The following is a 23,241-nucleotide window of genomic DNA, read 5'->3' on the forward strand; positions in this document are numbered from 1 at the left end:
CCAGTTCAACTGGGCGGGGGTTTTCCCGTATCTAGGGCTGGGGTCCGAGGATGAAGTTCGCTAGGGTGCGGTGGGAGGATTCGTCATCGGAGGGGTGGTGGGTTCCGGCCAGGGCATCCCGGTAGAGCCGGGAGAGCTCCGAGGTCCGGTGATACTGCGCTCCCCCACTGACACCCAGTGCTGCATCTAGCACTGACCGGGCAGTCCGGGTTGCTGTGGTGCGTAAGGTCACCAGACGCGGGAACCAAGAGGCTCCATGCTCGGAACCGGCCTCCACATCCTGGGCGACACCGCGCAGCTGAGTATCCAGAGCCAACTGCTGCAGCTGCGCCTCTCCCAGCTTGTAGCGGATATCCGGATCCTGGTCCAGGGACTCCCCTGTGGTCAGCGAGCTGCGGGCAGCGGCATGCTCGGCACCCAGCTGCAGGGCCCGGTCACCGATACCGGTATAGACCGCGGCCAACAGGGTCAGGAATGAGGAGAAGATCGCGAAGACCAGCGGATCCTGGTTCGGCCCGGTGGGCAGTCTGCGCACAATCCTTTCGGCAGGCACCCGGGCGCCGTCGAGGGCAGTGGCATGTGAATGGGTGGCCCGCATCCCGAGCATGTCCCAGTTCTCGATCAGCTCCCAGCCCTCAGCTTCCCGGGGCAGGAAACCGAAGATCAGGGGCTTCTCCCCCTCAGCCCCGGTGGCAGCAGTATCCTTGCCGAAGAGCCCCAGTCGGGTCCAGGCAGGTGCCAGGGTGGTGAAGATCTTGGTCCCGGTGAAGCTCACCGCGCCGTCGTCGTGGATCCGCGCTTGGGTGGTGGAGTCGAAGAGGACCGCGTCATTACCTGCCTCGGAGATCCCGAAGGCGAAGATATGCCCCTCGGCTGTCTCAGTGAGCACCTGTTCGAACTCGGCATGTCCCATCGCGACCATCTGGCGGGCCACGGAGACCCACACATGGTGCATATTCACCGCCAGGGAAGTCGCCGGAGCATAGGCAGCAAGCAGCCGCTGGGCCTCAACCAGCTGCGGCAGGCTCCAGCCGAGTCCCCCGAAGCCTTCAGGCACCAGCGCCTTGAGATAACCGGCCTTCTGCAGTTCCGCTAAGTCCTCGGCGCAGAACTCATTGCGCTGGTCATACCCTGGAGCCCGCTGGCGGATACGCTCCAACAGCTGACTGGTTAGTACCTCATGAACGCTCATCTGCCCACTCCTTATCTCTACGGGACCCGGGCGGTCCAGGCATCGGTGCCGAACTTCTGGGCCACCAGCTGCTCAGCACGGGCCAGCTCATGGGGCCGAATACTGGCAACACTGGCCCCATGACGTTCGGCGAATGTCCGGGTGAAGACCTCCATGATCTCCTCACGCGGCAGACCCGTCTGGCTGCGCAGGGGATCAACGCGTTTCACCGCCGAGCGGTGCCCCTTATCCGAGAGTTTCTCCCTGCCGATCCGCAGCACCTGGGTCATCCGTTCGGCGTCGATGTCATAGCTCATGGTCACATGGTGGAGCATCCCGCCATTGGCCAGGCGTTTCTGCGCCGCACCACCGATCTTGCGGCCCTGCCCCTCGCCCTCGGCGGCGGAGACAATATCGTTCAGGGGCTTGTACTCAGCCTGCACGCCCACCTTGTCCAGGGCCTCCATTACCCAGGAGTCCAGGAAGGGATAGGAATCGGCGAAGCTCAGCCCATCCACCAGGGACTGTGGGAAGCACAGGGAGTAGGTGATGCAGTTGCCCGATTCCATGAACATCGCCCCACCGCCGGAGATACGGCGGACGACGACGGCCTCCAACTCCGCGGCGGCCTCGGCATCGACCTCATTGGCCAAGGATTGGAAGGAGCCGATGACCACTGCCCGCTCCGACCAGTCCCAGAGTCGCATCAGCGGTGGCCGCCGGCCTGCGCCGACTTCCTCGGTGAGCACCTGGTCCAGGGCGACATTGAGCTGGATGGGGAGGTTGACCGCAGGCAGCACCTCCCACTGGTGGTCCTCCCATCCGGTGGCCCGCCCCAGGGCCCGGCGGACTGCAGTGGCCACGGCGGATTCATCGAAACCGATCATCAGGGTGCCCTCGGGGAGGGCGGCGGTAATCGCTCCGGCGATCTCTTCCCGGGTCGCAGAAACTGGGAGGCCGGTCAGGGCACGGTTGAGGTCCTCCAGGGCGTCATCGGGTTCGAGAAAGAAATCTCCGTTGATGGACGCTCTGGCGATCCTTGCGGCGTCGTCGTTATCTGTCAGCTCGAGATCGGCGACCACCAGCTTGCCGCCGGGGACCTTGTACTCACCGTGGGCCATGGCCCCAATCCTACGGCGTGTAGACTGGTGCCCTTGTGATGTTCCTACTGTGGACGTCATGCGTCGTAGGAACGCCCTCCTTTCAGCCCGGTGATTCAACCGCCCATGGGCTTCTGTGATCTTCTCGCGGCGAACCGAGTGCACCGACCGGTGCGTTCGCCACCTGCCAGACCATCGGCGGCTGCCGCTGTGCCACTGGCGCATCCCGAAAGGCTTATGCCATTACTGCATCACCCACTCTGACCGAGACCGCCCCGGTGACCTTCGCCGAACTCGGCCTCCCTGCCCCGCTGACCCAGGTCCTGGCATCCGACGGCAAATTCACTGCCTTCCCCATCCAGTCCGCGACCCTGGCCGATACGCTCAACGGCCGGGATGTGCTGGGCCGCGGAAAGACCGGCTCCGGTAAGACGCTTGCCTTCTCCCTTCCCCTGGTCGCCCGGCTCGGTGAGTCCGGTGCTGCAGCTAAGCGGCGCCCGCGCCGTCCCCTGGGCCTGGTGCTGGCACCCACCCGTGAGCTGGCCACTCAGATTGAGGCCGTGCTCGCGCCCCTGGCTGCTGCCTATAAGCTGCGCACCACCACGATCTTCGGCGGGGTCAGCCAGCGCCCGCAGACCAAAGCGCTGGATGCCGGTGTCGATATTGTTGTCGCCTGCCCCGGCCGGTTGGATGACCTCCTGAAACAGGGCGCCCTGACCCTAGAAGATATAGAGATCACCGTGCTGGACGAGGCCGACCATATGGCTGACCTCGGATTCCTTCCTGTGGTGACCCGTCTGCTGGCCCAGACTCCGAAGTCCGGTCAGCGGCTGTTCTTCTCTGCGACCCTGGACAATGGCGTGGATAAGCTGGTCAAGCGGTTCCTCAGCGATCCCCTGACCCACTCCGTGGATGAGGCGACCTCCCATGTTTCGGCAATGACCCACCACGTCTTCGAGGTCCAGCCCGAGGAGAAGAAAGAATTGGTGGCCACGCTGGCCTCCGGTGCCGGTAAGCGGATCCTCTTCACTCGCACCAAGTATCAGGCCAAGAACCTCGCGAAGAAGCTGACGGCTGCAGGGACTCCAGCGGTTGACCTGCACGGCAATCTCTCCCAAGCCAAGCGGGATAAGAATCTCGCTGCATTCAATGGTGAGGTCAATGTGCTGGTGGCCACCGATGTTGCCGCCCGCGGAGTACATGTCGACGGTATCGAGCTAGTGGTCCATGTGGATCCGCCCGCCGAGCATAAGGCGTATCTGCACCGCTCGGGTCGTACCGCTCGTGCAGGTTCTGCCGGTGATGTGGCCACCGTGATGCTGCCCGAGCAGCGCAAAGACACTCAGGCCCTGCTGCGTAAGGCCGATATCAAGGTCCAGCCACTGGCAGTCAGCAGCGACTCCCCTGAAGTGGTGGAGCTAGTCGGCGAGCGTGCTCCCTACGTGAAGCCGGCTCCTGCACCGACCCAGAACCAGGGCGGACAGGGCCGTGGCGGCAGGCGCTCCGGTGGACCCCGCCGCGGTGGCGCACCGCAGTCACGTGGACAGGGTGGACGTAGCCAGAACGGTCGTGGCCAGGGCGGCCGCCGTCGTCGTTAGTTGGTCCTGCTCCGGTCCCGGCGCTGGTTGAAGATCAGCAGACTGACTCCGATCAGCAGCAGCGCTACAGCCGCCGTGGCTGCTGGCCAGCCCGCAAAGGTTCCTGTTTCAGGCAGCGCTCCCGGCTGGCTGGGCTCGGGCTCAGTCTCCTCCACAGCGCATTGCGCCTCAGCCTCTATCTCCTCGGAGACCCAGACCTCACCACCGGTGAGGAGGACCGTTCCCGGCCCGCCCTCCGGCACCGTGGAACCATCGGACAAGGTGCATTCCCAGGTGAAGCTGAATTCCGTGTCCTCATCCAGTGCGCCATCCTCGATCTGGTTCCACCACGCGGCACGCGAGGACCGCACGATCCGGTTCAAGTCGTTGTCCGGTCACGCTCAGACCGAGGCCGTCGAGTCGAGCGAAGGCGGTCAGGTCAGGGCGGCCGAAGCCGGCCGGCGGGGTAGCGTCGGACACATCGAGGTCTTTCGGATGGATGGCGTAGGAACCTCCATCGTCGGGAGACCTCGACGTCTATCTGCGGACCGACGCGCCCGGCCGACCTACACCTTCATCTGAGAAGACCCCTGAAACGTCTTCGACGACGACGGGACCGGCGAGGAGGAGGGCGCGGTGAGCTAAAGGAATGGAGCTTGCTCGGCTTCGACGCCGCCGCAAGCTCTGGTGAAACGGTCGGTCGTCGTCGGTCACCACCGGATGGCGGCGTCCCCCCCCCACGCTCGGCGTTTGCGCAGGTCAGCGGCTCGTTCGCCCAGTGGGCGCATCAAGCGATAGACGCAAAGCCGAAGTGATTAGGTCGTCGGTTCGATTCCGACAGTCCGGCGAACAGCCCCTGCCCTGCGGAAACGCAGGGCAGGGGCTGTTCGGTTCTGGTGGTCGCGCGATGCGCTGGCCTCACGGCTCTGCCCGACACCGACGTCGCTGTCCTCTGCGACGGACCCCTCGCTGGCTGAGCGCTCGCGGCCGGCATCCTGTCCGTGTGCCGATAGGCCTCGCACCGCTCGGCAACGCAGCATGGCGTTGCGTCGCGACCTGGCGACGGCTCGGCGGGGCGCGATCCTCTCGTGCGTTGGCGGACTACGGGAGCTTGGACGCGAGGACGTCGGCCGGCAGGATCTCGGGTGCTGCGCTGAGGAGGTGCTGGTTGGCCTTCAGGGCTGCGACGATGGCGCCGTTGGCGTGGGCGTCGCGAGCGGCCTCGTCGGGGAATGCATCGAAGATCCAGAAGGTGTCGGCGTGGGTCCTGACCGCGAACCAGACAACCGTTCCTACTTCTTCGTTGGCGAGCGCGACAGCGCCGGCGAGCAGATCGGCGAGCGCGTCGTGCTGTCCATCGGCCGCGACGATCTTGGCGACGAAGGCATACGGAAGTGATGCGGGTGTTGACATGAGGGACTCTCCTTGACGTCGGGGTTCTTCGTGGGACGAGTTCAGCGTATGACGAGCGAGGGCCGGCGGGAAGTGGCGTATACGGCAATATTGCTATTGTTTACGTCATGCGTATCGGACTGATCGCGATCGACGGCTGCTTCGGTTCGGCTATCGCGTCGATCATCGACATCGTGCGGGTGGCCGACGGAGCCCGCGGCGATGTCGACCCGCGGATCGACCCGATCGAACTCGCCATCCTCGGACCGACACGGCGAGTGACCACGACGGCATCGATGACCCTGTCGGTGGACCACCCGCTGTCGGAGTCCGCAGAGTTCGACGTGGTCGTCGTCCCTGCGCTTGGAACCCTTACGGCCGACGCTACCAACGACGTCCTCCAGAGCCGAGATGCTCGTTCGGTCATTGCCTCGCTCGGGCGCCTCGACGAGGCGACCACCCGGATCGCCGCGGCGTGCACCGGCGTGTTCGCTGTCGCCGAGACCGGACGGATGCATCATCGGCGGGCGACGACCAGCTGGTTCCTGGGGCCGGAGTTCCTGAAGCGCTATCCTACCGTCGCCCTCGATCTCGACACCATGGTCGTGGTCGACGGGAACCTCGTCACCGCCGGCGCCGCGTTCGCCCACATCGACCTCGCGCTCTCACTCGTGCGATCGATCAGCCCCGACCTGGCCCAACACGTCGCCAAGCTCCTCATCATCGACGAGCGCCCGTCGCAGGCGGCCTTCGTCGCCTACGAACATCTCCGGCACGAGGACCCGATCGTCATCGAGTTCGAACGCTTTGTGCGCGCCCGACTGGACGAACCGTTCAACGTCGCCTTCGTCGCGCAGTCGCTCGGCACCAGCCGGCGCACCCTCGAACGACGAGTCCGTGCGGCGCTCAACCTCACGCCGCTCGGCTTCGTCCAACGGCTTCGCATCGAACGAGCTCGGCACCTCTCAGCAACCACGGACCTCACCTCCGCCGAGATCGCGCTACGGGTCGGCTACGCAAACGCCGAGACTCTGCGCTCCCTCCTGCGCAGGGAGCGACGCCGTTCCTGACCTATCGCCATGCCTGTAGCTTGTGTCCTAGCTTGGATTGGGAATCGGCCAAGATGGCGCAGCTGGGTGACGGCGCATTGCGTGCCGCAGAAAAGCTGGGCTTCGACCTGGTCCGGCCCATCACACTGGTTGGTGTGGCCGCCCTGGGTGAGCCCGATCTGCTGATCGAAGTTGAGGCTACAGCTGTCCTCGCGGATTAGTTTCCTCAGAGGCGAGCGGCGACGGCGTCGCGGATTCGCTGGAGATTCACTGTGCCGGGGCAGGCCGTTGCCACCACTGCGCTATGCGGGATGATCTGGGTCTGGGGGTTCAGCCCGTATTCCTGGCAGATCCGCACGCAGAGGTCGATGCTGGTCTGGTAGGTGGATTCACTCGGTGCGCGGTCGGGATCTGCGGAGTGTTCGATGCCGATGCTGCGCTGGTTCATTGCCCAGTTGCCGGCATGCCATGCGGTGTTGAGCTCACTGACGTACTGGTGGAAGTTTCCCTCCCCGATGCCGTAGTGGGCGCTCACCTGTGAGGCGGGGTCGGCGAAGGTGGCATCGGCTGCGGCCAGGGTTCCGACGATGTAGTGGATGACGATGCGGTCCACCGGGGTGCCTTCGCGCCCGGCGGTGTAGTTCTCAGTGGTTCGCCAGATGGGTGTAGGCATCGGTCACACCCCCTTCCCGAGGGGGCAGCCCAGCGGGTTGGCCGGGTTCTCCATCTTGCCGCGGTGGTCGTAGTCGGTCTCCCATGAACGCTGGGTTCGTGCCTGCGTGGACTCCTGGGCTGCGGCAGTGGCCGGGGCTGCGAGTACCGCGCCTCCGGTCACCACGGCGGCGGCTGCTCCGAGGAGGCTGCGGCGGGGAAAATTGGCCTCGGAATGTTCACTGGACTGATCTCCGGGCTGTACGCCACCCGGTGAGCTCAGTGAGAAGCGCATATACAGCAACCTACGGCAGCTGCTGCATTTAGTGAAGGGTTCCGCCGATAATCGTTGCATCCGGTTCCGGGGCCAGTGACTCCTCGATCAGGATCCCCAGGGCCTCCACGGACTGCTCCGTGGTCAGGGAAACAGCGGGATCCCGGAGGTCTGGGAGGTGGACGAATCCGGCTGGAACCGGGGTCTGCATCCGGGCGACAGCGGCCATCAGCGAGTAGAGCACGTCATTGCAGACGAAGCTGCCAGCACTCAGCGACAGCTGCACAGGGATGCCGGCTTCCTTGATGCGGGCGTGGGCAGCCTTCAGGCGCAGTGTGGAGAACAGGGCTGCTGCGCCGTCGTCGTCGATTGCTTCATCCACCGGTTGGGCACCTGAGTTGTCCGGGATCCGGGCATCGCGCAGGTTCAGTCCCACCCGCTCCAGACGCACAGCATCGGTACCACCTGCGAGGCCAGTGGCGATGATGAGATCCGGCTGCAGGGCCTCAGCATGCTGGAGCAGAGTTTCGGCGGCGGTGCCGAATTCCACCGGGAGCCGGACAGCATGGACCTCAGCCCCGGTATGGGTCTTCTGCAGCTGCTCAGCAACATCCCATGAGGGGTTGTAGTCCATTCCGCCGAAGGGTTCGAATCCCGAGATCAGAACGCGTTTCATCGCCTCAGCTAGCCTCCGTTCGGTGGACTTCGCGGGTCCAGTCCTGCTGATCCCGGGTGTAGATGATGCGCTGGTGCCGCCGGTCGGTGGAGCCCTGCCAGAACTCCACTCTCTCTGGCTGGACCCACCAGAGGGTCCAGTCCTCGGGATCCACGCTGGCTTGGGCTACCGGTGAGCGGGCGTGGAGGTCCTTCAGGCTCTCCTCCGGGGTAGCTTCGATGACCTCACCGCGGATGCGTACGGCTCGCATCTGAGGCTGCCACCAGCAGCTCAGGGCTGCCGCGGACCGGTGGGCCAGCTGGGAGCCCTTGCGGCTGCTCTTGGTGCTGGCGAAGGCCCAACCGCGCTGGTCGACGTCCTTGAGGACCAGCGTCCGCGCATCAGGAACGCCGTCGGAATCCACGGTGGAGAGGGTCATGACATGCGGTTCGGGGACCCCGGCCCCGATGCCGGCCTGCAGCCACTGCAGAAACGCTGCAGCGGGATCATCGGGGAGGTCCTGCGGGTTCAGCTCGGGGGCAGCGCCGGACAGGGACGGTATGGACCGCAGGAAGCGGCGAGTTTCATCTGTCACAGTGTTCATCCTACTGCGCCGGTGCCATCCCCATCCTCTGGCTGTAGGTCTTACCCCAGGTATTGACCGCATCCAGGACCTCGGTGAGGCTGTGGCCCAGCTCGGTCAGGGAGTATTCAACCCGGGGTGGCACCTCGGCGTAGACCGCGCGGTGGACAATGCCGTCCTCCTCCAACTCACGCAGTTGCCGGGTGAGTGTCTTGCGGTTTGCCAGGGGCACCAGCCGGCTGATCTCACCGAAACGGAGAGTGCCTTCGCTGAGATGTTTTACCAGGGTCAGTTTCCAGGTGCCGCCCAATACGGAGGTGGCCACCTCCACGGTGCAGACCTCCATGGCACGCTGCACCGGTAGTCGCATTCTCGGTTACTCCTCAGGGACAAAAATGTCCGTACTTCCGCAGTGTGTTTATGGGGTCGAGGATAGCCTTATGACGCGAACAGTTCTTTGGCTCAGCGCCCATCCTGAACCTCAGTCTCTGAATGGGAGCCTGCGCGATGACGGCATTCAGCACCTCCAGCAGCTGGGCTACTGGGTGGTGGAGTCGGATCTCTACGCCATGGGTTGGGACCTGGTGGTACAGCCTGCGGATGCGGGTCTGGCACCTGGCGAGCAGTTTAGGGTCAGCGCCGCTGTTCGCGATGCCTACACCGAGGACCGGCTGCCTGTGGATGTCGCCACTGAGCAGGCGAAGCTGTTTGAGATGAGTACATTCAGAATTTCATCTCGGGTCCAGTGCTTACCGGACTGACCGATCTCGTGGAAATCTGCAGCTAGCAGCTTCTGGAGCGTTTCGCTGTCAGAGCGCACTGCCGGATTCAGCAATCGACGTTCAGCCGACCAGGCCGCCGCGATGGCATCCTGGCCCGAGGGTTGAGCCACTGTCGGAGGGCATTGATCCATTCATCGAAGGCATCGAGGTGGGCATCGTGGCTGCCAGCTTGTAGGTCTATACGCGTCGTTTCTGGCCGGCGTCGTATCAACTCATCTTTGTCCTGATGGGCGAACATCCCGTCCTTGGCGAAAACAGCCAGTGCCGGGACCTCAAGCGACTCCCACTCTGCCCACCGGGGTTTGTGTACTGCCGTAATGACCTGTTCCATAACATCGGCGTCGAAACGGGGCTGCAGCCCATTTCCGGTGGGCTCGAGGTCGGCTATCCATGCCCCGGCTATAGTCTCATCACCTAAATAGCGGCGCGCGGCAGCTTCGTCTTCAAATGGTGTGGGCCATGCGGCGAAGAACTTGCCAATCTGGGCGACCGAAGCGGGATCCTCATTACCTGCCGCATGACCCTCGAGCATCACCAACCGGTCGACGAGGTCCGGGCGGGCGGCCGCGGTAAGGAACACAGTGTGAGCGCCCATGGATTGGCCGATCAGCACACACCGTTCACCAGGAAAGCGGGTCTGCATGAGATGCACGACGTCGTCGACGAACGCCTCTCGGGATAAATCAGCTGGGCGTCGTGTGCTCTGACCGTGCCCGCGCTGGTCGAGGAGAATCACTCGGAAATCTGCTCGAAGAGCCTCTGCAGTGGGGATGAGCTCCCGTGAACTGCCTGCCAGCCCGTGCAGCAGAATCAGGGGTTTGCCCTGACCACCCATATCCGTGACCGCCAGCGACACGTCATGCCTGGATAACCACGACACTGACAGGCCCGAAACTCCTCCACCAGACAACGCAGGGCTCACCCCTCTGCGATCCGCAGCATGATTCTGTGCAACTGTTCCCTCTGCACTGCGGTCAGAGGTGCTAGCAACTCTTCTTGGATCTCATCCAACACCTCATCCAGGTTGATGAGTGCGCGTCGCCCCTTGGTCGTGATGCTTACGATCTTCCGACGCCGGTGAGAAGGGTCAACCTCACGGGCAACCAATTCTCGTTCCTCTAGGTGGACTAGAACAGCTGTTACGTCACTGCGGTCGATGCCAGTATCTCGACCGAGTTGGGCCTGCGTAACATCGCCGAATTCTGCACCCCCTCGAGGCAGTTCCCGGATCTAGATGTATCACTGGTGATACACTTGATGCCATGATGCCGGTGACCGTGAGAGACCTGCGCAACCGCAGTGCCGAAGTGCTGGGCCAAGTGGCTCAGGGCGAGTCCCTTGTTGTCACAAAGAAAGGTGAGCCAGTTGCCGTGGTGTCTCCCCTGCCTCGTAAGCGGCTCAGTGCTGAAGAACTGATCGCCCGTCGGCGCAATCTTCCTAAAGTGAGCTACGAGACGATGCGGAGCGACCTCGACGAGATCTTGGATCCAGGCCTGTGACCAGCATGCGCGACGAAGAAGGAATCCTCGATACATCAGTCGTTATCGACCTGGCTGAAACCCAACCTGAAGACCTGCCCAAACAACCAGCCATTACTGCTATCACCCTTGCAGAGCTTTCAGTTGGACCCTTGGCAGCTCACAACGAGACGGACAGGGCCACTAGGCAAACTCACCTGCAACAGGCGGAAGCTGACTTTGATCCCCTACCCTTCGATGCAGCATCTGCCAGAGCTTTCGGAGCCGTGGCATCACAGCTTCGACAGGCCGGGAGGAAACGCGCCGCGCGTGCATATGATGCCCTGATCGCCGCTACCGCAATTTCTCAGTCCCTCCCTGTCTATACGAAGAACCCAGATGATTTCGAGGGAATCGAGGGCCTCGTTGTCCGCGCCGTGGATTAGCTAGGTTCGACCTTTACGAGCCCGTGGCCTCAGACCTATCCAGCGACAAGTTCGACTTTGAACCGTTCTGCGTTCTCCAGGTATGCGGCGTAATGCCCTAGACCACCGGCATAGGGATGACGGTCTACATAGAGCTGTGTCCAGCCATGCCAGACAGCAGATTCCCAAAGACCGTCGACGTCGTGCTTTGAACCGGCATGAAAGGCCAAGTGACTCAGCCCGCCCCCTTGAGAGTCACAGGTGGCCCTCCCCTTCAATCCAGTAGCGGCGTTTGGGAACACCCTGGGAAGGTGTGAAGTCAGATTCCAAGACCCCACCGCAGCGCTCAATGGTGGTGATTGACCCTGGATTGTCGTCGTCGCAGGTGAGCATGACTTCAGTGATGCCTAGGTCCCGGCAAACTGCCAGAGCCTGATGAAGCATCGCAGTGGCGTACCCCTGACGGCGGAAGCTCGGCCGCACGGCGTATCCAATATGACCACCGACTTCACGCAGTTCAGGGGTGAGTTGATGTCGGATATGGACTCGGCCCACGATGCGAGATCCCACAACGCCCATCAACATGGAAGCTGGGATGCGACCCGGAGGTAAGTCCACACCAGCGCTCTGACGTTCGACCAGCTTCAGGTACTCCGCCCAGGATTGGTCTGGCTTCTGGAACACGAAGAGGAAGTCCTCGCGGGCAAGTTCAGCCTGGGCCTCTCGAACCTGCGACTCATCCTCAAGCTGAGGCGGTCGGAGGGTTAGCTGTTCGCTCACTTGATGGGGACTCAGCCTTTACCTGCGCCGCGGTCGGTCACTTTATACGGTTCCCCCGCCTGATCGTAGGTGATCCACTTTCCTACGGGTTCCCCGGCATCGAAGTACCCCGAGCGCTTGATGGTGCCGTCTTTCCGGTACCACTCCCAGTAACCAACTGGCTGGCCGTCCTCGACCTTGCCCTTCGACCACCGTGTTAGCCCATCAGCGTGATACTTGATCTCATATCCGTCGATGGTTTCGGTCTTCTTCTGCGGTACTGCCATGCGTATCATCCTAGCGGCCGGTACATGGCGACCCGTGGCCAGCGATCGAGGCCGATCTCTGCTTCTCCTTGCCGAACGGCTGCGAGCCCAGGGGTGAGGGCGCCGTCGTGAATTTCTTTGAAACCGAGCCTTCGGTAGTAGGGCGCATTCCATGGCACCTTTACAAAAGTGGTGAGGGTGAGACCAGTGCATGAGAGATCAGCGGCGACCCTTGCTGCCTGGTCGATCAGCTCACGCCCCCGACCCAGCCGCGCATACTTGGGATCCACAGAGACCTGCTCGATATGCAGCGCATCGTCTAGCCGTTCAGCCAGGAGATACGCCTCCAGAGGGTGCGGCCCCGTTGTTGCCACCCAGGCCAGTCCAGCATCCGCATATCGCTGCAGCTCCTCGATACTCGGTGGGGCATCGTCAGCGATCTCGGGCATGCCAACTGTTCTGAACATCTCCCCTGCGGCACGTTCAATCTGCTGCAGACGCGGAAGGTCCACGAAGGCTGCGGGGCGAATCTCCGTGGTCATAGTGGCCATGTTAAAGCCTGCGGAGGAATGACCTCGGAGCTGCAGTCTCAGCCCAGGAGTTCCGAGAGGTCGATCTCGATCTCACTGTTGGTGGTGAAGGGCAGGTTGGTATTGGCATCCACCATGCCATCGGGCAGTTCCACCGGTTCGAACTCCGCGCGCATGGTGGACTGGTACTGAAGCTCAGCGGTGTCAGCCGGGATCTGCACAGCCAGGGCCACCTCGCCGGAAGGCCAGGCACCATCGCCGGTGACCTCGTAGGACTCTGACCATTCTTCGCCATCCTGGTCAGTCAGCCGTAGGTTCCACTGGCCCTCGGTGTATTCAAAAATATCGTCGTCGCCAGTGAGCTCGACATCGAGGTGAACCACTGCCCAGACCATCCCGTCTTCGGCAGCGCCCTGGGCTTCATCTGAGACGTCGTCGTCGTAGGTAATCTCAAGCTCTTCGAGCACAAAGTGCGGCTCAGCCTCGCCGACAGACTGCGCAACCTCCATCTCACGCGGCTCGACGTCGAGCTCTTCCCCTACAGTGACAGTGCCTTCCTGCAGCCCACCCTCGGCTGCCGGGGCGTCTTCGTCGGATTCTTCCTCCTCGGTGGAGTCATCCTCCTCTTCCGGGGATTCCTCCTCCTCGGACTCTTCCTCAGTGCCTTCCTCAACGGCGGCTTCGGTCTCCTCAGCCGGAGCTGGCTCAGTCGTTTCGCGGTCTTCACCGTCAAAATTGATGCAACCACTGGTTGCCAGCAGTGCGATAAGGGCGAGTCCGGCACCGGCGGCACCCGCGTTCCGAGTCGGAAGAGCCTTCATAATGGGGGTCCTTTCAAGGGGGATCTGCATCGGGCTGGGGTCTGCAATAGAGATTAGCCGAGGTTATGTGCTAATGCAAAGTCTGCAAAGTACGCCTTTCGTGGCTCAAAGGCACCGATCTCTCACGATGGGGCGCTGAAGAAGTCGCAGCCAACGCTCACACCCTCAACACCAGGCCGCGAAAGACCCTGGGATGGAGAACCCCAGCTGAAGCGTTCAAAGATTATCTAGAATCAGTACAACAACCGAGTGTTGCTACCACCGATTGAATTCACCCAGGCCGTATTCAAGTGGTCGTCGCAACACCTATCTGATGGAGGTGTTCGATGGGCATCGGCCCGAGGCAGAAACGAGCAAGGGAGTATCGCGGTCACATCGTCTCTCCTGGGCGTCCTACAGTGGCCTGGCGTGAGGACCGCGTGCGGTTTTGACAGGCTATCGCAGCCGGGGCCAAGACGAGGGAAGCCGGTGAGGCTGCTGGTGTCTCCGAGCCTGTAGCTCACCGGTGGTTCAGGCATGCTGGTGGCGTGAATCCACAACTGACTCCGAGTGTTTCGGGACGGTATATCTCTTCCTCAGAACGGGAGGAAATCGCCTTATGGCGAGCCCAAGAGATCGGGGTCCGAGAAATAGCCCGCCGGCTGGGCCGCAGTCCCTCGACAGTCTCACGGGAGTTACGACGTAACGCTTCGACCAGGACGTATCAGCTGGACTACAAGGCCTCAACTGCTCAATGGCATGCAGAGCGGCGTGCCCGCCGTCCGAAGGTCGCGAAGATGGCCACCAATGAACGGCTTCGTCAGTACGTCCAGGACAAGCTCAGCGGTGAGATCCTCACCGCTGAAGGTGAGGTCGTCGGCCCGGATGGCCCGGTCTGGGATGGGAAGAACAAACCACACCGCGGTGACCGCGAGTGGGTCACCGCCTGGAGCCCGCAGCAGATCGCGAAACGGTTACCGATGGAGTTCCCCGATGACCCGACCATGAGGATTTCCCATGAGGCGATCTATCAGGCCCTCTAAGTCGAATCCCGCGGCGGCTTGGAGCGTAAGCAGTCATGGCACCTGCGCCGAGGCCGCACCAAGCGGATGCCCCGGGCTCGTACCCGGCAGGAAGCCTGGGCTCATGTCACCGCCAAGACGGTGCTGGCCAAACGCCCCAAGGAGGCTGAGGATCGCCAGGTTGCTGGCCATTGGGAAGGTGACCTGATTATCGGGTTGAAACGCTCAGCGGTGGCCACCCTGATTGAGCGCACCACTCGTTACGCGATACTGGTGCACTTGCCCCGGGAGGTCGGCTATGGGCTCATCCCGCCGAAGAAGAACGGTCCCGCCCTGGCTGGCTATGGAGCACTGACGATGAACGATGCCCTGATCAACGTCATGAGTTCAGTACCAGCATCGCTGCGCCGGTCATTGACTTGGGATCGAGGCAAAGAGCTCTCAGCCCATGCTCTTTTCACCGAGGCTACCAAGACCCCGGTGTACTTCGCGGACGCGAAGAGCCCGTGGCAGCGCGGAAGCAACGAACACCTCAACGGGCTACTGCGGCAGTACTTCCCGAAAGGCACCGACCTCTCACGGTGGAGCACCGCGGAGATTGCTGCGATAGCCACCGCGATGAATAACCGGCCCCGAGGGATCCTAGGCTGGAGGACACCTGCCGAAGCCTTCGAAGATCAGCTACGCTCAGTCCAACAGGCAACTGTTGCGAGCACCGGTTGAATACGGCCAGTTTTGCGCGCGAAGCTTCGTGCACGCCCTGAACTTCCATCACCTCATCGGATCGATGGGGAAAGTGGATGCCGCCGGGCACAACGGCGCGATGGAGTCCTTCTTCGCTCTGCGGCAGAGGAACGTCCTGGACCGCAAGAGGTGGCGGACTCGAGAAGAGCTGCGGATCGCGATCATCACCTGGATCGAGCGGACCTACTACCACCGACGCCGCCGACAAGCCCGACTGGGCCGATCGACCCCCATCGAGTACGAGACCATCATGAACCCGACCGTCAGCCTGGCGGCCTAACCCCAGCTGACACCTGATCGCGAATCAGTCCCCCTACTCGCGCAGCAGTCCCTCACATTGGCGGCGTGACTAGGAACTGTCACCTATCCGTGCAGCAGTCCCCGCGACGTCGCTTGCGCGATGGCAGGCATCTGGCGCTATTGCGATGTCAACGCAGAACTCGGGGCTTAGCCAGATCATTTCTTGCCTCCGCCAGAGGTTAGACCGCTATGGAGCTCCAGGGCTTCATCGTCAAGCGTTCCATATGCAGTGCGCATCTCGTCTGTCACATCGACCCCAAGACTCTCAATCTGTCTCAGCGTTGGCTGTCGTCCGTTGGTGTGAGCGCTGTATCGCGAGACTGTTTCAACGTCCTTCGCGCAAACCTCACGAGCGAAGTCCAACTCGAAGGTCTCAGCCTCAAAAACTAGGAACACCGCAGTGTCGAAGTCGAAACTGCGGAACGGACTGAACTTCCCTGACCTACCGGCCCGCCTCCCGCCCATCGCCTTGACCTGTATCCTCTGCCCGCCGGGATCCGTGACATCATGCGACTTCGTTGAGTTCGGCTCGATAACTCCGCCACGAGCAGCGAGAACCACCTGTTCAGCTATGTCCCCCAGAGGCTTGTTGTTAGTGCGAACCAGACCTCGGCTCCGGAGTTCGGTGACTACGCTGGCTTCCAGTTGAAGCAGGTCTCTCACCTTCAGGCCCGATAGGTCACGTGGCATCCGGCTACTTCTTACCACCAGATGTTAATCCGCTACGGAACTCGACCACGTCGCCGTCCTTCATGACGTAGTCCTTGCCCTCCATGCGGACCTTGCCGGCGGACTTGACCTCAGCCATGGAGCCGGCCGCGACGAGATCGTCATAGCTGACGATCTCCGCCTTGATGAAGCCCTTCTGGAAATCGGTGTGGATGACACCGGCCGCCTCCGGGGCGGTGTCGCCCTGGTTGATGGTCCAGGCGCGGGCCTCCTTCGGCCCGGCGGTCAGGTAGGTCTGCAGCCCCAGGGTCTCGAAGCCCACGCGAGCCAGCTGATCCAGCCCGGACTCCTCCAGACCATTGAGCTCCAACATCTCTCGGGCTTCCTCCTCGGAGAGCTCCACCAGCTCGGACTCCATCTTCGCATCCAGGAACACCGCCTGGGCCGGAGCAACCAACTCAGCCAGCTCAGCCTGCTTCTCAGCGGAACCCAGCACACCCTCATCGGCGTTGAACACATAGATCTGCGGCTTAGCCGTCAGAAGGTTCAACTGAGCCAGCTGCTCCATATCCAGGGAATCCGAGGCCGAGAACACCGTGCGCCCGTCCTCCAGGACCTTCTGCGCCCCCAGGTAGGCATCAAGCGTGGACTGCTCGGCCTTCCTGCCCTTGACCTGCTTCTCCAGCTTGGGGATCGCATTCTCCAGGGTCTGCATATCCGCCAGAATCAGCTCAGTATTGATCGTCTCGCGGTCAGAGGCCGGATCCACTTTCCCGTCCACGTGGACCACATTCTCGTCCTCAAAGACCCGAACCACCTGCGCAATCGCATGGGCCTCACGAATATTGGCCAGGAACTGGTTGCCCAGGCCCTCACCCTCGGAGGCACCCTTGACGATCCCGGCGATATCCACAAAGGAGACCGTGGCCGGAATGATCTTCTGCGAACTGAAGATCTCAGCGAGCTTATCCAGCCGTTCATCAGGCAGATTCACGATGCCCACATTGGGTTCGATCGTCGCAAACGGGTAGTTAGCAGCCAGAATGGTCTGCCGGGTCAGAGCGTTGAAGAGGGTCGACTTGCCCACATTGGGCAGCCCCACAATACCTATAGTCAGTGCCACGGGCCCCTAGCCTACCGTCCCGCCGCCGACTGCCGCGATTCCCCCGCCATAAAGCCCGACGACGCCCACAGGCCCGTGATATTCGACACAGCTGTAAGATGCTGTCAACAGGCTGCTTCCCGCATGATCACGCGGCTACCCGCGACTGCGCCCACCCACGACTCAAGCCACAACCTCTGTGCAATTGCATAACGTAGGCCCGTTTGCCCCCGTACATCACTCCCTAACCAAGAGGTCATTCACAGAAAGCAGGAATCCATGGCAACTGCACCTGCAGTCTCCAAGGTCAATTGGCCGGTATTCGGCATCTCCGCCACCCTCATCGTGACATTCACCCTCTGGGCCGCGTTCTCCCCGGCCACCGCTGAGGCCACACTGGGCACCGCCTTCGACTGGCTGAGCGGAAACCTCGGCTGGTACTTCATCCTCACCGCCGCGATCATCGTGGTCTTCGTCCTGATCATCGCCTTCACCCGGGTGGGACGGACCAAACTCGGCCCCGACCACTCCAAACCACGCTTCAGCCTCTTCACCTGGGCATCGATGCTCTTCGCCGCCGGTATCGGTGTGGACCTCATGTTCTTCGCCGTCATCGGCCCGGCCACCAACCTCCGGCTCGGCCCCGGCGCCGGACCCGAGACCCTGCAGGCCGCCGAGGAAGCCGCCATCTGGACCATGTTCCACTATGGCATCCCCGGCTGGGCCATGTATGCCCTGACCGGTATCGCCTTCGGCCTCTTCGCCTACCGGTACCACCTGCCGCTGTCCATCCGCAGCGCCCTCTACCCCATCATCGGCAAACGTGCCCAGGGCCCCGCCGGCGACACTGTCCAGATCGCCGCCGTCCTGGGCACCATCTTCGGCATCGCCACCAGCCTCGGCATCGGCGTGGTCTTCCTCTCCTACGGACTGGACTACCTCTTCGACATTCCCCCAGGAACCGGGGTCCAAGCCGGACTCATTGTGCTGGCCGCCGTCGTCGTCACCATCTCCACCGTCTCCGGTGTTGAGAAAGGTATCCGTCGCCTGTCCGAGCTCAATGTCCTGATGGCCATCGCCCTGATGCTCTACGTGCTGATCTCCGGAGACACCGTCCGGCTGCTCAACGCCCTGGTGAAGAACGTCGGTGACTTCTTCGCCCTGCTGCCGGGCATGATGACCGAAACCTTCGCCTTCGACACCTCCGAGGAATGGGTCGACGAGGCCTGGGTCGAATGGTGGACTATCTTCTTCTGGACCTGGTGGATGGCCTGGGCACTGTTCGTCGGGCTCTTCCTGGCCCGAATCTCCCGCGGGCGCACCCTGCGCCAGTTCATCATCGGCGTGCTTCTGGTGCCCTTTGCCTTCAACGCCCTGTGGATCTCCATCTTCGGCAACGCCACCATCATGCGCATCATGGGTCACGAGGCTGGCGATGTCCCCGGGGACGCAGCATTCGCAGAAATGGCCGAGGACCCCGACGGCGCCGGCTACTTCTCCCTGATGGCCGAATTCCCCGGTGCCACCTTCATCATCGGCCTCTCGGTCCTGGTCGGCCTGCTCTTCTACGCAACCAGTGCGGACTCCGGTGCCCTGGTGCTGGCCAATTTCACCTCCAAGACTGAAAACGCCAACTCCGATGGCCCCTCCTGGCTGCGTATCGTCTGGTCGATCATCATCGGCGCACTGACCCTGGTGATGCTAATGCTCAACGGCATCGACTCCCTGCAGATGGCCGCAGTGATCATCGGTGTTCCGCTGTCCCTGGTGCTCTACCTGCTGATGGTCAGCGTCTGGCGCGCCCTGCGCCAGGAGAAGTACAACGCCGACTCCATGGAAGCCACACTGCCCTCCGCCCTCTCCGAACGGATCGCCGAGGCCGGGGGCACCAGCCCAGGCCGTTGGCGCCGCCGCCTGGCCCGGCATATGCACTACCCCAGCGGCAAGGAAATCTCCGAGTACATGGAGAACACCGCCATGCCTGCTGTGGAGGAGGTCGCCGCAGAACTGGAGAAACAGGGCGCCACCGTCTACTGCGAACGCGGCACCGTCCCCGAGACCGAGGCCGAGATCGACGGCGGCATCCCGCAGATCGATCTCCACGTGGACTTCGGCGACCAGGCCATGTTCAAGTACCAGGCCTACCCCATCGAATACTCGGTGCCGAACTTCGCGCTGCGGCTGAACACCAGCGAGGAGACCTACTACCGGGTGGAGGTCTTCTCCGCCACCGGTTCAGCCGGCTACGACGTCTACGGCTACTCCAAAGAGCAGCTGATCTGCGACATCCTCGACGCATATGAGCGTCACCTGGTGGTGCTGCGGATGAACGACGACGACGGCGCCGCCCCGGTACCCCTGAACCCTGATTCCATCCCAGATGACTGGGACCACGTCCGGACCCGCGGCACCTCCGAATAGGAGGGCCCGCCCCGTCGCAGATCACCGGCCTGCGGGCCGTTACAGTGCCGGGCCCGGCTGGCTAGGCTGGACCCGGCACCGCCTCACCTCCACATCTTTACGTCAAGGAGTAATCATGACTGCCACGCTCTACATCGACGGCCAGTGGGTGGCCGCCACCAGCGGCGAGACCCGCACCATCTACTGCCCCGCAGACGGCACCGAGGTCGGTGTGGTCTCTGAGGCCGGTGAAGCCGATACCCTCAAAGCCATTGCCGCAGCCCGCAAAGCCTTCGACTCCCGGGTCTGGGCCGACACCCCCGCATCCGAGCGCGGAGAGTTCCTGCTGCAGGTCGCCAAGGCAATTGAGGACCGCAAGAATGAGTTCGCCCGCGCGGAGGCCCTGGACACCGGTAAGCGGTTCGTCGAGGCCCAGATCGATATGGACGACATCATCGGCTGCTTCAAGCATTTCGGGAAGCTGGCTGACTCCGATGCCGGCCGGATCGTCGACGCTGGAGATCCCACCGTCATCTCCAAGATCGTCTACGAACCCGTGGGTGTCTGTGGTCTGATCACCCCCTGGAACTTCCCGCTGCTGCAGGCTGCATGGAAGCTGGCCCCGGCCCTGGCCGCCGGCAACTCCCTGGTGCTCAAACCCGCAGAGCTGACCCCGCATACCGGGATGCTGATCATGGACGTCTTCGAGAAGGCGGGTCTGCCCGCAGGTGTTGCCAACCTCATCACCGGCCCCGGTGCCACCGCAGGCGCACCGCTGTCCTCGCATGCGCATGTGGATATGGTCTCCTTCACCGGTGGCCTGGTCACCGGCCGGAAGATCGCGGCATCGGCATCCGAGACGGTGAAGAAGGTGGCCCTGGAACTGGGCGGGAAGAACCCCAATGTGGTCTTCGCCGACGCGGACTTCGACGCCGCGGTGGACAATGCCCTCAACGCCGGTTTCCTGGACTCCGGCCTGGTCTGCTCGGCCGGTACCCGGCTGATCGTCGAGGAGTCCATCAAGGAGAAGTTCGTCACCGAACTTGTCCGCCGCGCCGAGAAGATCCGGATGGGTGGGCCCTTCGATGAGAACGCCGAAACCGGCCCGCTGATCTCCGCCGAGCACCGGCAGAAGGTCCACGACTACACCGAGAAGGGCATCGCCGAGGGCGCGACCCTGCGCACCGGACACCACTTCGGCTCCGATGAGCATAAGGACGGCTATTTCTACGCCCCCACCGTGCTCGACGACGTCAAACGCGGCATGTTCGTGGTCCAGGAGGAGGCCTTCGGCCCGGTGATCACCGTGGAGACCTTCACCACTGAGGAGGAGGCCATCGCCACCGCCAATGACACCCACTACGGTCTGGCCGGTGCGGTCTGGACCTCCAACCGTGGTACCGCCCACCGGGTCAGCTCCCGGCTGCGCCACGGCACCATCTGGATCAACGACTACCACCCCTACCTCCCGCAGGCTGAGTGGGGCGGGTTCAAACAGTCCGGATTCGGCCGCGAGCTCGGCCATATCGGCTTCGAGGAGTACCGCGAGGCCAAGCATGTCTACGAGAACACCGAGCCCGCCGTCTCCGGCTGGTTCTCCGATAACTGAGCATCCCGGATCGCTGGATAAAGGAGATTCTGAATATGGCAGAGAAGACTTTCGACTATGTCGTCGTCGGCGGTGGTTCCGCCGGCGCAGCCGTGGCCGCCCGCCTCTCTGAGGACCCCAATGTGACAGTTGCCCTGCTGGAGGCCGGTCCCACTGACCAGGGCAAGGACGAGATCCTGCAGCTCAACCGTTGGATGGAGCTGTTGGAGTCCGGCTATGATTGGGACTACCTCATTGAGCCGCAGAAGAACGGCAACTCCTTTATGCGTCACGCCCGGGCCAAGGTGCTCGGCGGCTGCTCCTCCCATAACTCCTGCATCGCTTTCTGGCCTCCGGCGGAGGATATCGACGAGTGGGAGCAGCTGGGTGCTGAGGGCTGGAACGCCGAGAACGTCTGGCCTCTGCTGAAGCGCCTGGAGACCAATGAGAACGACGGCGACCATCACGGCAAGGAGGGTCCCGTGACGCTGATGAACGTCCCGCCGCATGACCCCTGCGGTGTGGCCATCCTGGATGCCTGCGAGCAGGCGGGGATCCCGCGGGTGGAGTTCAACAGCGGTGAGACTGTGGTCAAGGGCGCCAACTGGTTCCAGATCAACCGCCGTGAGGACGGGACTCGTTCGTCGTCGTCGGTCTCCTATATCCACCCGATCCTGGAGCGGGAGAACTTCACTCTGCTGACCGATACCTGGGTCCGCGAGGTGATCTTCGACGGCGACCGCGCGGTAGGGGTCTCGGTGGTGAACAATGCATTCGGCCGGGCCAGCACCATCTCCGCGAATAAGGAAATCGTGCTCTCGGCCGGGGCTATCGACACCCCCAAGCTGCTGATGCTCTCGGGCATCGGTCCCACTGAGCACCTCGAGCAGCACGGTATCCCCACCCGGGTCGATTCCCCCGGTGTGGGTTCGAACCTGCAGGACCACCCCGAGGCGGTCATCGGCTGGGAGGCCAAGCAGCCCATGGTCGAGGAGGGCTACCAGTTCTGGGAGATCGGCATCTTCGCTGACCTCCTGGAGGGCACCGGCCGTTCCGACCGGCCTGGCCGCCCCGATCTGATGATGCACTACGGCTCAGTGCCCTTCGATATGCACACGGTGCGTCAGGGCTACCCCACTGCTGATAACTGCTTTGTGCTCACCCCGAATATCACCCACTCCAAGGCGCGTGGGACCGTGCGGCTGCGCTCCCGGGACTACCGGGATAAGCCCATGGTTGATCCGAAGTACTTCACCGATCCCGAGGGCCACGATATGCGTGTGGCCGTGGACGGCATCAAACTGGCCCGGGAGATCGTCGCCCAGCCGGCGATGGCCGAATGGGCCGGTGAGGAGCTCTACCCGGGTAAGGATGTGCAGACCGATGAGGAGATCGCCGATTACGTCTCCCGGACCCACAACACCGTCTACCACCCGGTGGGAACAGTCCGGATGGGCGCTGCCGATGACGCGATGTCCCCGCTGACCCCGGATCTGAAGGTCAAGGGCGTTCAGGGTCTGCGCGTGGCTGATGCCTCGGTGATGCCTGAGATCACCACGGTCAACCCCAATATCACCACCATGATGATCGGTGAGCGTGCCGCTGACCTCATCAAGGGCGATAACGCTTAGAGGACCAGCAGCAGAGCGAGGGCGACCAGCCCCATCACCACTAGTGAGAGGCTGAGCGCCCCGCCCAGAGCGGGTGGGTAGCGCTCCGCGCTGATACCGGCATCAGCCCGGATATAGCGCCGGCGCTGACCCATCCAGATCCCGCCGGCGGCCAGGGCTGCTGCGGCACAGAGCCCCAGCACTGCCGCCCCGTGATACGGCACCCAGCGGATGAAGAAACCGCCGACCACCAGAACAAGAAGCAGCGTCCGGCTCCAGGAGAGCAGTGTGCGTTCAGGCTGCAGGCCCGGATCGGTATGTGTTCTCCGCACTGG

The 23,241-nt window shown here is 62.9% G+C and carries 28 protein-coding genes and 4 pseudogenes; 12 read left to right on the top strand and 20 right to left on the bottom strand.

Annotation, left to right across the window (positions count from 1 at the left end; all coding sequences use genetic code 11):
• Positions 1 to 31: 31 nt before the first annotated feature.
• On the bottom strand, positions 32 to 1,192 hold the full coding sequence (locus HGQ17_RS02140; RefSeq protein WP_168886301.1) for an acyl-CoA dehydrogenase family protein: 1,161 nt from the start codon (positions 1,190 to 1,192) through the stop codon (positions 32 to 34).
• Between the two features lie 17 nt (positions 1,193 to 1,209).
• A complete protein-coding gene (locus HGQ17_RS02145) occupies positions 1,210 to 2,292 on the bottom strand; it encodes a lipoate--protein ligase family protein (RefSeq protein WP_168886302.1) in 1,083 nt (360 codons plus the stop codon).
• Between the two features lie 257 nt (positions 2,293 to 2,549).
• Here HGQ17_RS02145 and HGQ17_RS02150 point away from each other — a divergent pair, with 257 nt between their 5' ends.
• Positions 2,550 to 3,869: a DEAD/DEAH box helicase gene (locus tag HGQ17_RS02150; RefSeq protein ID WP_324615148.1), complete on the top strand. Its 1,320-nt coding sequence runs from the start codon at positions 2,550 to 2,552 to the stop codon at positions 3,867 to 3,869.
• On the opposite strand, the gene HGQ17_RS02155 is transcribed toward HGQ17_RS02150, so the two are convergent.
• The 3 genes and pseudogenes from HGQ17_RS02155 to HGQ17_RS02165 form a co-directional block, all read right to left on the bottom strand.
• A complete protein-coding gene (locus tag HGQ17_RS02155; protein ID WP_168886303.1) occupies positions 3,866 to 4,219 on the bottom strand; it encodes a DUF5979 domain-containing protein in 354 nt (117 codons plus the stop codon). The two genes, HGQ17_RS02150 and HGQ17_RS02155, sit on opposite strands and share 4 nt — an antisense overlap.
• Positions 4,173 to 4,328: pseudogene (locus HGQ17_RS15645) on the bottom strand (ISL3 family transposase); the annotation flags it as partial. The pseudogene HGQ17_RS15645 and the gene HGQ17_RS02155, both read right to left, overlap by 47 nt.
• A 621-nt stretch (positions 4,329 to 4,949) precedes the next feature.
• Positions 4,950 to 5,261 carry a putative quinol monooxygenase gene (locus HGQ17_RS02165; protein WP_168886304.1) on the bottom strand — a complete coding sequence of 104 codons (312 nt, stop codon included), beginning with the start codon at positions 5,259 to 5,261 and terminating at the stop codon, positions 4,950 to 4,952.
• Positions 5,262 to 5,368: 107 nt separating this feature from the next.
• Between HGQ17_RS02165 and HGQ17_RS02170 the strand changes: the two genes are divergently transcribed.
• Positions 5,369 to 6,310 carry a GlxA family transcriptional regulator gene (locus tag HGQ17_RS02170; protein ID WP_168886305.1) on the top strand — a complete coding sequence of 314 codons (942 nt, stop codon included), beginning with the start codon at positions 5,369 to 5,371 and terminating at the stop codon, positions 6,308 to 6,310.
• A 53-nt stretch (positions 6,311 to 6,363) separates the two neighbouring features.
• On the top strand, positions 6,364 to 6,510 hold the full coding sequence (locus HGQ17_RS02175) for a RidA family protein (protein WP_211090333.1): 147 nt from the start codon (positions 6,364 to 6,366) through the stop codon (positions 6,508 to 6,510).
• A 5-nt stretch (positions 6,511 to 6,515) separates the two neighbouring features.
• Here HGQ17_RS02175 and HGQ17_RS02180 read toward each other — a convergent pair whose 3' ends face one another.
• Genes HGQ17_RS02180 through HGQ17_RS02200 form a run of 5 tightly spaced genes read right to left on the bottom strand, consistent with a single transcriptional unit; the run spans position 6,516 to position 8,822 of the window.
• Complete coding sequence (locus tag HGQ17_RS02180; RefSeq protein ID WP_168886306.1) at positions 6,516 to 6,962, bottom strand: peptidoglycan recognition protein family protein; 447 nt, start codon at positions 6,960 to 6,962, stop codon at positions 6,516 to 6,518.
• Positions 6,963 to 6,965: 3 nt separating this feature from the next.
• Entirely contained in the window at positions 6,966 to 7,235 is a 270-nt protein-coding gene (locus HGQ17_RS02185; RefSeq protein WP_168886307.1) for a hypothetical protein, read from the bottom strand.
• A gap of 28 nt (positions 7,236 to 7,263) precedes the next feature.
• Positions 7,264 to 7,890 carry a pyroglutamyl-peptidase I gene (locus tag HGQ17_RS02190; protein WP_168886308.1) on the bottom strand — a complete coding sequence of 209 codons (627 nt, stop codon included), beginning with the start codon at positions 7,888 to 7,890 and terminating at the stop codon, positions 7,264 to 7,266.
• Between the two features lie 4 nt (positions 7,891 to 7,894).
• Positions 7,895 to 8,464 carry a pyridoxine/pyridoxamine 5'-phosphate oxidase gene (locus HGQ17_RS02195; protein ID WP_324615149.1) on the bottom strand — a complete coding sequence of 190 codons (570 nt, stop codon included), beginning with the start codon at positions 8,462 to 8,464 and terminating at the stop codon, positions 7,895 to 7,897.
• A 10-nt stretch (positions 8,465 to 8,474) separates the two neighbouring features.
• Entirely contained in the window at positions 8,475 to 8,822 is a 348-nt protein-coding gene (locus HGQ17_RS02200) for a winged helix-turn-helix transcriptional regulator (RefSeq protein ID WP_211090334.1), read from the bottom strand.
• Between the two features lie 70 nt (positions 8,823 to 8,892).
• Between HGQ17_RS02200 and HGQ17_RS02205 the strand changes: the two genes are divergently transcribed.
• Positions 8,893 to 9,213, top strand: a complete 321-nt coding sequence (locus HGQ17_RS02205; RefSeq protein ID WP_168886310.1) for an NAD(P)H-dependent oxidoreductase — start codon at positions 8,893 to 8,895, stop codon at positions 9,211 to 9,213.
• On the opposite strand, the gene HGQ17_RS15815 is transcribed toward HGQ17_RS02205, so the two are convergent.
• The 3 genes from HGQ17_RS15815 to HGQ17_RS15820 all read right to left on the bottom strand — a co-directional run bounded on the left by HGQ17_RS15815 (position 9,108) and on the right by HGQ17_RS15820 (position 10,464).
• On the bottom strand, positions 9,108 to 9,365 hold the full coding sequence (locus HGQ17_RS15815) for a DUF4440 domain-containing protein (protein WP_407670726.1): 258 nt from the start codon (positions 9,363 to 9,365) through the stop codon (positions 9,108 to 9,110). The two genes, HGQ17_RS02205 and HGQ17_RS15815, sit on opposite strands and share 106 nt — an antisense overlap.
• A complete protein-coding gene (locus HGQ17_RS02215) occupies positions 9,281 to 10,090 on the bottom strand; it encodes an alpha/beta fold hydrolase (RefSeq protein ID WP_324615150.1) in 810 nt (269 codons plus the stop codon). The genes HGQ17_RS15815 and HGQ17_RS02215 overlap by 85 nt, the downstream gene beginning before the upstream one ends.
• Positions 10,091 to 10,152: 62 nt before the next feature.
• Positions 10,153 to 10,464 carry a MarR family winged helix-turn-helix transcriptional regulator gene (locus HGQ17_RS15820; RefSeq protein ID WP_168886470.1) on the bottom strand — a complete coding sequence of 104 codons (312 nt, stop codon included), beginning with the start codon at positions 10,462 to 10,464 and terminating at the stop codon, positions 10,153 to 10,155.
• A 32-nt stretch (positions 10,465 to 10,496) separates the two neighbouring features.
• Here HGQ17_RS15820 and HGQ17_RS02225 point away from each other — a divergent pair, with 32 nt between their 5' ends.
• The gene (locus HGQ17_RS02225; RefSeq protein WP_168886312.1) at positions 10,497 to 10,733 is read left to right on the top strand and encodes a type II toxin-antitoxin system Phd/YefM family antitoxin; all 237 of its coding nucleotides are present in this window, start codon (positions 10,497 to 10,499) and stop codon (positions 10,731 to 10,733) included.
• A 5-nt stretch (positions 10,734 to 10,738) separates the two neighbouring features.
• Positions 10,739 to 11,137: a type II toxin-antitoxin system VapC family toxin gene (locus HGQ17_RS02230; protein WP_168886313.1), complete on the top strand. Its 399-nt coding sequence runs from the start codon at positions 10,739 to 10,741 to the stop codon at positions 11,135 to 11,137.
• Between the two features lie 234 nt (positions 11,138 to 11,371).
• Here the strand turns inward: HGQ17_RS02230 and HGQ17_RS02240 are convergent, their stop codons facing one another.
• The 4 genes from HGQ17_RS02240 to HGQ17_RS02255 are packed head-to-tail and all read right to left on the bottom strand — an operon-like array spanning position 11,372 to position 13,492.
• Positions 11,372 to 11,896, bottom strand: coding sequence for a GNAT family N-acetyltransferase (locus HGQ17_RS02240; RefSeq protein ID WP_168886314.1), 525 nt, complete (start codon positions 11,894 to 11,896; stop codon positions 11,372 to 11,374).
• An 11-nt stretch (positions 11,897 to 11,907) separates the two neighbouring features.
• Positions 11,908 to 12,162 (bottom strand): toxin-antitoxin system YwqK family antitoxin, encoded by a 255-nt coding sequence (locus tag HGQ17_RS02245; RefSeq protein WP_168886315.1) that lies wholly within the window; start codon positions 12,160 to 12,162, stop codon positions 11,908 to 11,910.
• A gap of 5 nt (positions 12,163 to 12,167) precedes the next feature.
• Positions 12,168 to 12,683, bottom strand: coding sequence for a GNAT family N-acetyltransferase (locus HGQ17_RS02250; RefSeq protein WP_168886316.1), 516 nt, complete (start codon positions 12,681 to 12,683; stop codon positions 12,168 to 12,170).
• A gap of 47 nt (positions 12,684 to 12,730) precedes the next feature.
• Positions 12,731 to 13,492: a hypothetical protein gene (locus HGQ17_RS02255; RefSeq protein ID WP_168886317.1), complete on the bottom strand. Its 762-nt coding sequence runs from the start codon at positions 13,490 to 13,492 to the stop codon at positions 12,731 to 12,733.
• A 107-nt stretch (positions 13,493 to 13,599) separates the two neighbouring features.
• On the opposite strand from HGQ17_RS02255, the pseudogene HGQ17_RS02260 reads away from it, so the two are divergent.
• From HGQ17_RS02260 to HGQ17_RS02270, 3 pseudogenes are all read left to right on the top strand, one after another.
• Positions 13,600 to 13,761: pseudogene (locus HGQ17_RS02260) on the top strand (IS30 family transposase); the annotation flags it as partial.
• A 57-nt stretch (positions 13,762 to 13,818) separates the two neighbouring features.
• Positions 13,819 to 15,216 (top strand): annotated as a pseudogene (locus HGQ17_RS02265) (IS30 family transposase).
• 7 nt (positions 15,217 to 15,223) lie between these two features.
• Positions 15,224 to 15,517 (top strand): annotated as a pseudogene (locus tag HGQ17_RS02270) (IS3 family transposase); the annotation flags it as partial.
• 176 nt (positions 15,518 to 15,693) lie between these two features.
• On the opposite strand, the gene HGQ17_RS02275 reads toward HGQ17_RS02270, so the two are convergent.
• On the bottom strand, positions 15,694 to 16,227 hold the full coding sequence (locus tag HGQ17_RS02275; protein WP_168886318.1) for a hypothetical protein: 534 nt from the start codon (positions 16,225 to 16,227) through the stop codon (positions 15,694 to 15,696).
• Positions 16,228 to 16,231: 4 nt separating this feature from the next.
• Positions 16,232 to 17,329, bottom strand: coding sequence for a redox-regulated ATPase YchF (ychF, locus tag HGQ17_RS02280; protein ID WP_168886319.1), 1,098 nt, complete (start codon positions 17,327 to 17,329; stop codon positions 16,232 to 16,234).
• A 258-nt stretch (positions 17,330 to 17,587) separates the two neighbouring features.
• Here ychF and betT point away from each other — a divergent pair, with 258 nt between their 5' ends.
• From betT to HGQ17_RS02295, 3 genes are all read left to right on the top strand, one after another.
• Positions 17,588 to 19,729, top strand: a complete 2,142-nt coding sequence (gene betT, locus HGQ17_RS02285; RefSeq protein ID WP_168886320.1) for a choline BCCT transporter BetT — start codon at positions 17,588 to 17,590, stop codon at positions 19,727 to 19,729.
• A gap of 115 nt (positions 19,730 to 19,844) precedes the next feature.
• Entirely contained in the window at positions 19,845 to 21,317 is a 1,473-nt protein-coding gene (locus tag HGQ17_RS02290) for an aldehyde dehydrogenase family protein (protein WP_168886321.1), read from the top strand.
• A 35-nt stretch (positions 21,318 to 21,352) separates the two neighbouring features.
• Entirely contained in the window at positions 21,353 to 22,927 is a 1,575-nt protein-coding gene (locus HGQ17_RS02295) for a GMC family oxidoreductase (RefSeq protein WP_168886322.1), read from the top strand.
• Here HGQ17_RS02295 and HGQ17_RS02300 read toward each other — a convergent pair.
• Positions 22,924 to 23,238 (bottom strand): DUF202 domain-containing protein, encoded by a 315-nt coding sequence (locus HGQ17_RS02300; RefSeq protein WP_168886323.1) that lies wholly within the window; start codon positions 23,236 to 23,238, stop codon positions 22,924 to 22,926. The two genes, HGQ17_RS02295 and HGQ17_RS02300, sit on opposite strands and share 4 nt — an antisense overlap.
• Positions 23,239 to 23,241 lie beyond the last annotated feature (3 nt).

Source organism: Nesterenkonia sedimenti, assembly GCF_012641515.1.
In the GTDB taxonomy this organism is placed as follows: Bacteria; Actinomycetota; Actinomycetes; order Actinomycetales; family Micrococcaceae; genus Nesterenkonia; species Nesterenkonia sedimenti.

What these genes read in the sequence shown, in the direction of transcription:
- HGQ17_RS02140 (WP_168886301.1), bottom strand. Translation starts at nt 1,192, where the DNA reads ATGAGCGTTCATGAGGTACTAACCAGTCAGCTGTTGGAGCGTATCCGC.
- HGQ17_RS02145 (WP_168886302.1), bottom strand. Translation starts at nt 2,292, where the DNA reads ATGGCCCACGGTGAGTACAAGGTCCCCGGCGGCAAGCTGGTGGTCGCC.
- HGQ17_RS02165 (WP_168886304.1), bottom strand. Translation starts at nt 5,261, where the DNA reads ATGTCAACACCCGCATCACTTCCGTATGCCTTCGTCGCCAAGATCGTC.
- HGQ17_RS02170 (WP_168886305.1), top strand. Translation starts at nt 5,369, where the DNA reads ATGCGTATCGGACTGATCGCGATCGACGGCTGCTTCGGTTCGGCTATC.
- HGQ17_RS02175 (WP_211090333.1), top strand. Translation starts at nt 6,364, where the DNA reads ATGGCGCAGCTGGGTGACGGCGCATTGCGTGCCGCAGAAAAGCTGGGC.
- HGQ17_RS02180 (WP_168886306.1), bottom strand. Translation starts at nt 6,962, where the DNA reads ATGCCTACACCCATCTGGCGAACCACTGAGAACTACACCGCCGGGCGC.
- HGQ17_RS02185 (WP_168886307.1), bottom strand. Translation starts at nt 7,235, where the DNA reads ATGCGCTTCTCACTGAGCTCACCGGGTGGCGTACAGCCCGGAGATCAG.
- HGQ17_RS02190 (WP_168886308.1), bottom strand. Translation starts at nt 7,890, where the DNA reads ATGAAACGCGTTCTGATCTCGGGATTCGAACCCTTCGGCGGAATGGAC.
- HGQ17_RS02200 (WP_211090334.1), bottom strand. Translation starts at nt 8,822, where the DNA reads ATGCGACTACCGGTGCAGCGTGCCATGGAGGTCTGCACCGTGGAGGTG.
- HGQ17_RS02205 (WP_168886310.1), top strand. Translation starts at nt 8,893, where the DNA reads ATGACGCGAACAGTTCTTTGGCTCAGCGCCCATCCTGAACCTCAGTCT.
- HGQ17_RS15815 (WP_407670726.1), bottom strand. Translation starts at nt 9,365, where the DNA reads ATGGATCAATGCCCTCCGACAGTGGCTCAACCCTCGGGCCAGGATGCC.
- HGQ17_RS02225 (WP_168886312.1), top strand. Translation starts at nt 10,497, where the DNA reads ATGATGCCGGTGACCGTGAGAGACCTGCGCAACCGCAGTGCCGAAGTG.
- HGQ17_RS02230 (WP_168886313.1), top strand. Translation starts at nt 10,739, where the DNA reads ATGCGCGACGAAGAAGGAATCCTCGATACATCAGTCGTTATCGACCTG.
- HGQ17_RS02245 (WP_168886315.1), bottom strand. Translation starts at nt 12,162, where the DNA reads ATGGCAGTACCGCAGAAGAAGACCGAAACCATCGACGGATATGAGATC.
- HGQ17_RS02250 (WP_168886316.1), bottom strand. Translation starts at nt 12,683, where the DNA reads ATGACCACGGAGATTCGCCCCGCAGCCTTCGTGGACCTTCCGCGTCTG.
- HGQ17_RS02255 (WP_168886317.1), bottom strand. Translation starts at nt 13,492, where the DNA reads ATGAAGGCTCTTCCGACTCGGAACGCGGGTGCCGCCGGTGCCGGACTC.
- HGQ17_RS02275 (WP_168886318.1), bottom strand. Translation starts at nt 16,227, where the DNA reads ATGCCACGTGACCTATCGGGCCTGAAGGTGAGAGACCTGCTTCAACTG.
- betT (WP_168886320.1), top strand. Translation starts at nt 17,588, where the DNA reads ATGGCAACTGCACCTGCAGTCTCCAAGGTCAATTGGCCGGTATTCGGC.
- HGQ17_RS02290 (WP_168886321.1), top strand. Translation starts at nt 19,845, where the DNA reads ATGACTGCCACGCTCTACATCGACGGCCAGTGGGTGGCCGCCACCAGC.
- HGQ17_RS02295 (WP_168886322.1), top strand. Translation starts at nt 21,353, where the DNA reads ATGGCAGAGAAGACTTTCGACTATGTCGTCGTCGGCGGTGGTTCCGCC.